Below are 9,405 nucleotides of genomic sequence, written 5' to 3'. Positions count from 1 at the left end.
GGGGCCATGTGTCGCGGTGGCTCCCAGGACATGGACGGGGTGCCGGGGGAAGGTGGGGATGCTCCTATCAGAAGACCACTGGCCCGGTCCCTGGACGGGGCCCCCGCCGCCAGGAGAAACCCCTCACCGGGCAAGCACGTCATGCCCCGCTGTCGAGCGGCTTACCGTGCTGTCGAGCGCCGCCGCTGCCGCTTGCTCTTCGCGAGCGCGGCGCGGAGCATCGCTCGACGCTGCTTCTCCGCATCATCGAGGGGAGGTGGCTCCTCGAGGCGGGGGAACGTCAACGCGACCTTTCCTCCGAACGGCGCGAAGACTTTGTTGAGCGTCTCGAGCGTCGGGTTCGCGTCTGGCTCGTCCTCGAGCTTCGCGACGACGCTGGTGGAGAGCTTCACCGCGTGCGCGAAGGTCTTCCGGTCCATTCCCAGCATCGTGCCGCGAAGGATTCGCGAGGCGTCTCCGAGACTGAGCTCCCCGCTGGCGACCATCGCGGCGAGCTCTTCCATGAGCGCCTTTCGTTCGAGCGAGGTCATCCGGGCGACGTCAGCGCGCTTCATCCGAAGCTCCGGAGGAGCGCATCCCAGTCGACTGCTCCACCGGCCTCGTACCCTTCCCACGTCGTGGTGCGGGTGATGCCGCCGAGGTCCATCTTCATCGGAGCGAAGCCGAAGGTGGGCGCGAGGCGGACGGTGCAATCCGTTTTGAGCACGGCGATGGTCTTGTCCTACAGGGGTTGTCCGAGTCGCCGCAGCCACCAGCGGCGAGCACTGCCCATGGGTCGCACGTCATCGAGGAACGCTGGCCAACGGCATCAGACCTTTCCCTCCTGCTCTGCGCCTGGAGAGGGACCCCCATATAGTCCTTTATAACGGATTCAAAAGACTCAGGATGCGGACATTCATCCGTTATATCGGATTAAATTGGCTCGGCGGCGCGCGCTTCATCCGTCATGACGGATTCACTCAAGTGTTGAGGCAGACGCCTTTCCGGGAGGGACGGCTGGGCTGCGTGCCGAGCCAGCTTCGACCTCCTGCATCGTCGCGTGCCGAGCTCCGTGTGACTCCGGTCCACACGCAGTGCGGAAGCCTGGGCTCCCGGACGGATTTCCAGCACGCTGGGTTTGCGCCGAGGGAATGTCGCGTGCAATCACCCGTTCCGGGGCGCGTAGCAACCAGCGCGACGTGCAACGCAGCGGAGAGAACCTGACGTGAGTATCCGGGTCGATGTGTGGGAGGGGGCGCGCATCGCGCTGTTCTCGTTGCGTTCCAACCGCCTGCGGACCGTGCTGACGACGGTGGGCATTGGCGTGGGCGTGTGTACGCTGCTGGCCATTGTCGGCATCATCCAGGGCATCAACCGCTCCTTCGAGGACCAGCTTTCGAGCATTGGCGCCAACACGCTCCAAATCTCGAAGTTCCCCTGGACGCTCAACGGCGACTGGTGGACGTACCGCAACCGCAAGGACCTGAGCGCGGACCTGGTGCCGCCCATCCTCAACGCGTCCGAGCACGTGCTGGCCGCGGCGCCGCTCTTCTTCGAGCGCGTGGAGGCCCGCTTCCTGGACCGGAAAATCGGTTCGGTGGTGCTGGTGGGCACCACGCCGGACTACGCCACGGTGAGCTCGTTCATTCTGGAGCGGGGCCGCTTCCTCACCCACGCGGACGTGGACAACCGGGCGCAGGTGGCCGTCATCGGCGCGGAGCTCGTGCGCTCGCTCTTCCCTGGCGTGAACCCGGTGGGGCAGCGCATCCTCTTCGAGGGCAAGCCCTTCCGCGTGGTGGGGACGTTGGAGGCCAAGGGCACCATCCTGGGAGAGAACCAGGACCTGGTGGTGATGGTGCCCTTCCGCACCTTCCTGGCGCAGTACGGCAAGAAGCGCTCGCCCAACATCGCGGTGGCCGTCACGTCGCCGGAGCATGCGCCGGCGGTGGTGGACAAGCTCACCGCGGTGCTCCGCCGGGAGCGCAACACGCCGCCGGGACTGCCGGACGACTTCGCCATCAACCGGCCAGACCAGCTGGCCAACATGTACGCGCAGCTCACCGGGGCGCTCTACGGCGCGGCCACGGGCGTGGGCCTCATCACGCTGCTGGTGGGGGGCATCGGCATCATGAACATCATGCTGGTGTCGGTGCGCGAGCGGACGCGGGAGATTGGCGTCCGGCGGGCGCTGGGCGCCAGGAAGCGCACCATCATCCTCCAGTTCCTGATGGAGGCCTCGTGCGTGTCCGCCCTGGGCGGCACCCTGGGGACGGTGGTGGGCCTGGGGCTGGCGCGCATCGTGTCCTTGATTACGCCATTGGCGGCGGCGGTGGAGCCGCTGACGGTGGTGGCCGGCGTGGGGTTCGCGGCGATGGTGGGGCTGCTGTTCGGCATCTGGCCGGCGGCGCGGGCGGCGAACCTGGACCCGGTGGAAGCGCTTCGCCACGAGTGACGGACGGGAGACGGCGGCGATGATGGCAATCTGGGACACCCTGCGGCTGGCGTTCGGAACGTTCCGTTCCAACCTGCTGCGCTCCTTCCTGACGCTGCTGGGCATCGTCATTGGCGCCACCACGGTGGTGTCGATGATGGGGCTCATCGAGGGCCTGCGCATCCAGGTGAATGAGAGCATGTCCGAGCTGGGCTCCGACTGCTTCCAGGTGCAGCGGCTGCCCTTCGGCGGAAACCTGTCCCTGGCGGAGCTGGCGCGGCGGCCCCGGCTGCACGAGGGCGACCTGGAGGCCATCCGGCTGCAGCCGTCGGTGCTGCTGGCGGCGGCGGAGGACTCCAAGGGTGGACAGAAGGTGTCCACGCAGCAGCGCGAGTCGCGCCCCAACGTGACGGTGTGGGCCGGCACGCCGGAGTACTTCCAGACGAACTCCGTGGTGGTGGAGTTCGGGCGGCCCTTCACGGACGCGGAGTACCTGGATGGCCGCCGCGTGGCGGTGATTGGCCAGGACCTGGCGGACACGCTGTTCCCGGGCGTGCAGCCCCTGGGGCAGCACATCCGCATCCTGGGGCGCAGCTTCCAGGTGATTGGCACGCTCAAGCGCCGCGGCAGCTTCATGGGCGGAGGCAGCCAGGACAACCAGGTGATGATGCCGCTGTCCGTCTACAAGGCGCTGTTCGGGGTGCGCAACTACCGGGTGAGCATCCAGGCGCAGTCGGCGGAGGTGCTCCAGCGCGCGCAGGACGAGGTGACGCTGCTGATGCGGCGGCGCCACAACCTGAAGCCCCTGGAAGAGGATGACTTCTTCGTGTTCTCCAACGAGAGCGCCACGGAGATGTTCAACAACATCTCGAAGGTGATCTCCGCGGCCAGCTTCGGCGTGTGCATGCTGTCGCTGCTGGTGGGCGGCATCGGCATCCTGAACATCATGCTGGTGGCGGTGACGGAGCGCACCCGGGAGATTGGCATCCGCAAGGCGCTGGGGGCGAAGAAGCGGCGCATCCTCGCGCAGTTCGCCATTGAGGCGGTGGTGCTGTCGCTGGTGGGGGGCGTGCTGGGCGTGGGCATGGGCATGGGCCTGGCGCAGCTGGCGAAGTGGATGGTGGGGCTGCCCGCGCAGGTGCCGGCCTGGGCGGTGGTGCTGTCGCTGGCCATGAGCAGCGGCGTGGGCCTGCTGTTCGGCATCTACCCGGCCGCGCGCGCCGCGAAGCTGGACCCCGTGGAGGCCATGCGGACGGACTGACACCGCGCGGGTGCGGCCCAATGGCTGGGAATGAAACGGGGCCTCCTCCGCGCGGTGCGGCAGGAGGCCCCAGGTGTTTCAGCACGTGCGTCCGTGGACTACGGACACGGGGTGCCGCAAATCAACTTCCCGGTGAAGGGGTCCTTCCAGCAGGGCGGCTGGCAGTCGTCGGCGACGGCCGTGGCCGGCGTCATGGTGATTCCCAGGCCCAGCACGGCGGCGGCGGCGGTGAGGACGACGGCGATTCGGAGGTGCTTGCGAGCAGTCATGGCGGTCTCTCCAGCAGCGGTGTCCATACAGCGCGGCGGAGTGTGGAGCCCCGGTCTGACAATCACAATGCGCCGCGTGTTACACGCGCTGCGTCTGAGACTGAAAGGGCTTTTGGCGAAGCACCGTGCGTATGTGTTAAACAGACGCAGCGGAACTATTGCGTGTGTCCGTCTGGGCGAGGTCCGCCGCCTGCCCATTGATAGCCCAACGTCGCGCCCACGCCGATGAATCCCAGGGCGATGAGCCGACGGCCGCTCATCAAGCGGGCGCTGGGCTGGGACAGCTTCACCAGGGCCTCGTGGACGATGACGCCCAACAGCGTGCCCAGGGCCGCGCCGCCGAGCGCGCCCAGGTAGGCGCGGCCCGGGTGGTGGCTCTCGCCGAAGGCGAGCTCGCCCAGGCCCCACGTCCCGAGCGCCGTCAGCGGCGGGGTCAGCACGAAGCCGCCGCCGAAGGCCACGGTCTCCAGCTCCATCCACCGCCCCGGGCTGGGCGCCGCGGGGCGGAAGAAGAGGAGCCGCGAGGGCATGGCCCCCAGGAGCATCCCCGCCGCCGTCTGCGCCGCCGTGGCGCCCACGCGCGTGTCCCCGCCCACGCGGCTGGCGCCCCAGACGCCGGCCACGGGCAGCAGCGCGAGTCCGCCGTGCGCCACCCAGGCCCCCTTTGGGAGCGGGACGTCCTCCGGTTCGATGTACGTGGGCACGGCCGCCCTCTCCGGTGAGGGGGCGGCGGGCGTGTCCAGGTCCCTGGGACGTGTTTCAGCAGGTGGCGCGTCGCGCAGCGGGGCGTCCGCGGCGACCGCGTGACTCAATGCGGGCAGCAGGCAGCCCAGCAGCAGCGTGCACGCGGCGGTGGAGCGTCGGTGTGAGGGCACGTTGGGCATGGCGACACGCGGTGTGTCCCGAAGGTGCGCACGCGGGGCGGGGGCTTCCACCCCCACGGTGGAGCGGTGCCGGCCGCGCGTGCCGGGGTGTCTTCCGTGAGACACCGGCAGGTGCGCCGCGGGCCAGGGGCGCTTAGCTTCCGGCGGTGAAGCTCGCCTGGCTCGTGCCCGTGGCGTTGATTGCCGCCGGGTGTCCCGCTCCCAATCACCGGCATGACCTGCGGCTGCGCGCGTTGCCGGGGAGCAGCCCGGAGGCGCGCTCGCTCGCGTTCTTCCAGTCCTTGGGCGTGGCGCTGGTGCCGGGCCACCGCGTGGAGTTGGTGGAGAACGGCTTCATCTTCGACGCCATCGAGGAGGAGATTCTCGCCGCGCACTCCAGCATCCACATCACCAGCTACATCTGGCGGCCCGGGGAGCCGTCGGACCGGCTGGTGCGGGCGTTGGCGGCGCGGCGGCCCGGGGTGGCGTGCCGCGTGCTCGTGGACCCGCTGGGCAGCGTCAACTTCGAGGCGGTGATTCCCGCGCTGGCGGCCAGCGGCTGTGACGCGCGCTACTTCCGGCCCATCCAGGGCGACTTCGCGGCCCTGGATGCGGTCCGCCTCCGGGCGCGGAACCACCGGAAGATGGTGGTGCGGGATGGCGAGGTGGGCATCACCGGCGGCTGGGGCATCTGGAAGAGCTGGATGGGGAATGCGCAGAGCGCGGAGTACTGGCGCGACATGAACATCCGCGTGGAGGGCCCGGCCGTGAAGGAGATGCAGGTCGCCTTCGCCCAGAACTGGCAGGAGGCCGGTGGAGACTTCCTGCCGGCCACGGACTTCCCGGAGCCCCGCTACGCGGGCGACGCGCGCGCGGGCTTCGTGGCCAGCACGGACAACCGCTTCCTGTCGGATGCGCGGCGGATGACGCTGCTCACCATCGCGGCGGCGGAGGAGCGGCTGTGGATTGCCAACTCGTACTTCATTCCCTCCGACGCCATCAGCGACATGTTGTTGGAGAAGGTGAAGCAGGGCGTGGACGTGCGGGTGCTGGTGCCCGGGCGGCACCATGACGTCGGGCCGGTCCACGCGGCGCAGCGGGCGTCCTATGCGCGCTTGCTGGAAGGCGGCGTGCGCATCTGGGAGTACGAGCTGTCCATGATGCACTCCAAGACGATGCTGGTGGATGATTCGCTGTCCGTCGTGGGCTCCACCAACCTGGACCCGCTGGCGTTGACGACGTTGGAGGAGTGCTCGGTGGTGGTGGAGGACGTGGCGCTGGCGGCGCAGCTCGCCGCGTCTTTTGAGAAAGATATACGCCACTCTCGAGAAATCCACTGGAGCGGGTGGAAGCGGCGTGGGCTTTTGCAGAAGCTGGGTGAGCGGCTGCCGTGGTTCATCAGCAACTATCTCTGACGCCGCCGTGCAGGGCCGGATGGTAGAAATCGGGCATGGCTCGTGCCCGCCCGACGTCGCCTCGCTGCCCTCGTTGTCATGCGCCCATCGTCCTCGAGGAAGGCCGGGTGCTCTACACCTGTGGCTACTGCAACGCCTCCATCGACACGCAGGGTGAGAAGGCGCCGCGTCCCGAGTATCAGGCGCCGGCCTCGACGGAGGCGGGACAGAACTCGGCAGGCCTAGTGGTGGGAGGCGCCCTGGCGGTCTGTTTCATCGCGGGGCTCGTGGTCTTTTACAGCGTCAATTCCGCCACGGAGTTCACCGACGGGCCCATCCCCTCGCGCGGGCCGGGGCCGTCTCCCGTCGTCGCGGCGCCTCTCGTGGTGGAGAAGGCGAAGTTCCAATGGGACTCCCAGGGTGTTCCCCTCGCCGTGGACCTCAACGGCGATGGAACGGACGACATCATCGGCCGTATCCGTCGCCTCAGCTCCGTCGCCGGGAAGACGGAGACGCGCAACCAGGTCGCCGCGTTCGATGGGAAATCGTTCGACCTGCTCTGGGAGGCGGACCTGGAGGGGACGGCCTCGGACTTGTCCGGCACCGTGCACGTCGTTCACCAGGGCGGCCGCCTGGTGATGAGTGAGCCGGGCGCGGTGCACCTGCTCGAGCCTGGGACAGGCAAGGCGCTCGGGCGGGTGGCGCTCTCGGACAAGCCTGGCCGGCTCTGCATCCCCGAGGAGGACACCGAGTCCGTCTGGGTCGAGGTGGTGGATGGGCAGAACCTCCTGCTCAACACGAAGACGGCGACGGCCCGGCCCGCCATCGAGCCGCCGCCTGCCTGCGCGCTGGCCAAATGGAACCACCACGCCTGTTTCCTTCCGGTGTTCAGGAAGAGCGACGTCCCGTGTGCGCGCCCGCGCAACCTCCCCACCGTCCCTGGCTTCCGCGCGGAGCACGTCTACAAACTCGAGGACCTGGACGTCGCGCTGGGAGAGCGCAACCCCGGGAGCCGGGTGCCCATGGTGTCGGTGTTCCGGCGGGGCGAAAAGCCCGCGCTCTGGACGGAGAACGTCGCGGACATGGACCCCCGGAACGTGAAGGAGTCCACGGTGGACGTCATCGAGTTCTCCGAGGACGCGCTCTTCATGGTCTACGCGTTGAAGGAAGGCGGAGAGCAACTCGTTCGCAGGGACCTGCGGACGGGGCGCGTGGGGTGGGACGTCCCCATCCCCAACTCGAAGAGCGGCTCGGGCACATCCCGAATCCGGCAGTACGGTGGGCGCGTCTATGTTCCGCATTGGGTGTGGCTGGATGTCTTCGACGCGAAGACGGGCAACCTGATTGGCACCCTGGGCGCGTGGTGACACGGGCGCAGTGTCCGCCTGCACGCAGACATGAGCGGGGCTGGCAGGGGTGAAATCGCGCGGGCGCGCGGCCAGTCGTAGAGTCGGCTCATGGACACCCGGCATGTCGTGGAGCGGGCCCTCGTGCGCGAGGCACGGCCCGAGGATGACGCGGTGGTGGGGGACCTGTTGGTGGAGGCCTTCCTCACCCAGTACGCGAAGAAGCATCCGGACGTCGTCTATGACGACGAGCGCAAGCGCGAACTGCGGGACGTCGCGTCCCGGCGCGAGGTCGCCACCGTGCTGGTGGCCGAGGTGGACGGGCAGGTGGTGGGCACCGTCGCGCTCTTCAAGCCGGGCGCGCCCGGCTCCGAGGCCTGGCTGCCCAACGCCGCCAACCTGCGCGGCCTGGCCACCGCCGTGAGCCACCATGGCACCGGGCTGGCCCGGCCCCTCATGGACGCCGCCGAGGCCCTGGCCCGCCAGTGGGGCGTGGACACCGTGTGCCTCCACGTCCGCCGGGGCGTGGAGGGCGTGGGGCGCATGTACCTGCGGCGCGGCTACGTGCGCGAACCCGTGGGCGACCTGGACCTGCCCACGGTGTTCCTCGAAGGCTACGTGCTGCGCCTCAAGGCGGACTGACTTCAGCCGCGCAGCGGCAGGGTGAAGGCGAGCTGGAAGCGCGTGCCCGCGTGCTCCGGGCGGACGGTGGCGGTGACGTGCACGCCGCGGCCGTTGTCCGTGGCCACCAGTTGGCCGCGCAGCTGCCCGTTCTCCGTGGCGCCCCGGAAGAGGAACACCTCGGCGGCCTGCGAGAAGATGGCGTCCACGTCGTCGCCGCCCGTGCCCGCGGGGAGCTGGTCCCGCACCCAGGTGGCGAAGCGCACGATGCGCCCGGTGAGCAGCTGCGCGGGCAGCGGCACCGCGTAGCCCCCGCCGAACACCATGGGCGCGGCGGCCAGCAGCACCGCGTCCGCGTTGCGCCCGCTGCCCAGGCCCAGGATGCCGCGCTCCTCCAGCCGCGCCTGCGCCCGGATGGGGAGGAAGTGCTCGGTGGGAAGGCTCAGCCCGGTGTCGCGGCCGGTGGACAGCTCCCACATGGCCGGCGCCTTCAGGCCGCCCTGCTGGCCCATGATGCGCGCGAAGGCGCTGGTGTCCCGGTAGCTGGCCGCCAGCATCGCGGCCACCGCCAGCGCGGGGCTGGTGAAGCTCACGCGCCGCGCCGCGCCGCGCCCCTCGCTGGCCACCACCACGCGGTTGATGACGGCGCACAGCCAGCGCGCGGACTCGTCCTGGCGCAGCGCCGTCCAGGCCTCGGAGACCTGCTCGCGCTCCTCCTCCAGCGCCGCGGCCAGCTCCGCCTGCGCCACGCCCAGCAGCGGCGCGGACACGGCGGCCACCACCGGGAGCTGCGCGCGCTCGCCCAGCGCCGCGAGCTTGCCCAGGAGGGCGACGTCGTCGGTGGCATCCGCGAGGAAGACGGCGTCGGGGCGCTCGAAGGGCTCGGCGTCCAGCGCGCCCTGCACCGCGTCCAGCAGCCCTTCGCGCGCCACGTCCAGCACCTCCACGGTGATGCCCGAGGACGCGGGCACCTGGTCCAGCAGCCACTTGAGGCCGCGCCACGCGGACTCCAGGTGGGCCACGGGCTCGGCGCCGAGCAGGTCCTTCGCCGTGAGGAGCAGCGCCTCTTCCACCAAAGCCCGGGCCGTCTGCCGGGTGGCGGCCTCCGGCGTGACGACGGGCGCGGGCGTGGCGGGCATGCGCGGATTGAGGGCGCGCAGGAAGGCATCCACCGCCCGGGACGCGGCGGCGGGCGTGCCCGCGTCGGCGCGGCTGAGGAGCGTCTCCACCAGGTCCTCGTT

The 9,405-nt window shown here is 69.9% G+C and carries 10 protein-coding genes; 5 read left to right on the top strand and 5 right to left on the bottom strand.

The features are described 5' to 3' along the window. Positions 1–161: 161 nt before the first annotated feature. Positions 162–554, bottom strand: a complete 393-nt coding sequence (locus tag HV824_RS32610; RefSeq protein ID WP_176421353.1) for a hypothetical protein — start codon at positions 552–554, stop codon at positions 162–164. After that, positions 551–706, bottom strand: a complete 156-nt coding sequence (locus tag HV824_RS32605; protein ID WP_176421354.1) for a hypothetical protein — start codon at positions 704–706, stop codon at positions 551–553. Before HV824_RS32605 ends, HV824_RS32610 begins: the two co-directional genes overlap by 4 nt. Positions 707–1,204: 498 nt before the next feature. Between HV824_RS32605 and HV824_RS32600 the strand changes: the two genes are divergently transcribed. Then, positions 1,205–2,431, top strand: a complete 1,227-nt coding sequence (locus HV824_RS32600; RefSeq protein WP_176421355.1) for an ABC transporter permease — start codon at positions 1,205–1,207, stop codon at positions 2,429–2,431. 19 nt (positions 2,432–2,450) lie between these two features. Then, on the top strand, positions 2,451–3,671 hold the full coding sequence (locus HV824_RS32595) for an ABC transporter permease (protein ID WP_176421356.1): 1,221 nt from the start codon (positions 2,451–2,453) through the stop codon (positions 3,669–3,671). 98 nt (positions 3,672–3,769) lie between these two features. On the opposite strand, the gene HV824_RS32590 is transcribed toward HV824_RS32595, so the two are convergent. Then, positions 3,770–3,940: a hypothetical protein gene (locus tag HV824_RS32590; RefSeq protein WP_176421357.1), complete on the bottom strand. Its 171-nt coding sequence runs from the start codon at positions 3,938–3,940 to the stop codon at positions 3,770–3,772. A gap of 155 nt (positions 3,941–4,095) precedes the next feature. Next, complete coding sequence (locus HV824_RS32585; RefSeq protein WP_255208520.1) at positions 4,096–4,824, bottom strand: hypothetical protein; 729 nt, start codon at positions 4,822–4,824, stop codon at positions 4,096–4,098. Between the two features lie 146 nt (positions 4,825–4,970). Between HV824_RS32585 and HV824_RS32580 the strand changes: the two genes are divergently transcribed. The 3 genes from HV824_RS32580 (at position 4,971) to HV824_RS32570 (ending at position 8,185) form a co-directional block, all read left to right on the top strand. After that, positions 4,971–6,218 (top strand): phospholipase D-like domain-containing protein, encoded by a 1,248-nt coding sequence (locus tag HV824_RS32580; protein WP_176421359.1) that lies wholly within the window; start codon positions 4,971–4,973, stop codon positions 6,216–6,218. A gap of 35 nt (positions 6,219–6,253) precedes the next feature. After that, positions 6,254–7,564: a PQQ-binding-like beta-propeller repeat protein gene (locus tag HV824_RS32575; protein ID WP_176424994.1), complete on the top strand. Its 1,311-nt coding sequence runs from the start codon at positions 6,254–6,256 to the stop codon at positions 7,562–7,564. Positions 7,565–7,654: 90 nt separating this feature from the next. Further along, complete coding sequence (locus HV824_RS32570) at positions 7,655–8,185, top strand: GNAT family N-acetyltransferase (RefSeq protein ID WP_176421361.1); 531 nt, start codon at positions 7,655–7,657, stop codon at positions 8,183–8,185. Positions 8,186–8,187: 2 nt separating this feature from the next. Here HV824_RS32570 and HV824_RS32565 read toward each other — a convergent pair. Then, positions 8,188–9,405: type VI secretion system contractile sheath large subunit (locus HV824_RS32565; RefSeq protein ID WP_176424993.1), on the bottom strand; the 1,218-nt coding region annotated here is incomplete at its 5' end.

Source organism: Myxococcus sp. AM009, from assembly GCF_013372605.1.
GTDB classification, from domain to species: Bacteria; Myxococcota; Myxococcia; order Myxococcales; family Myxococcaceae; genus Myxococcus; species Myxococcus vastator.
This window is presented reverse-complemented; position numbering and strand designations above follow the sequence as displayed.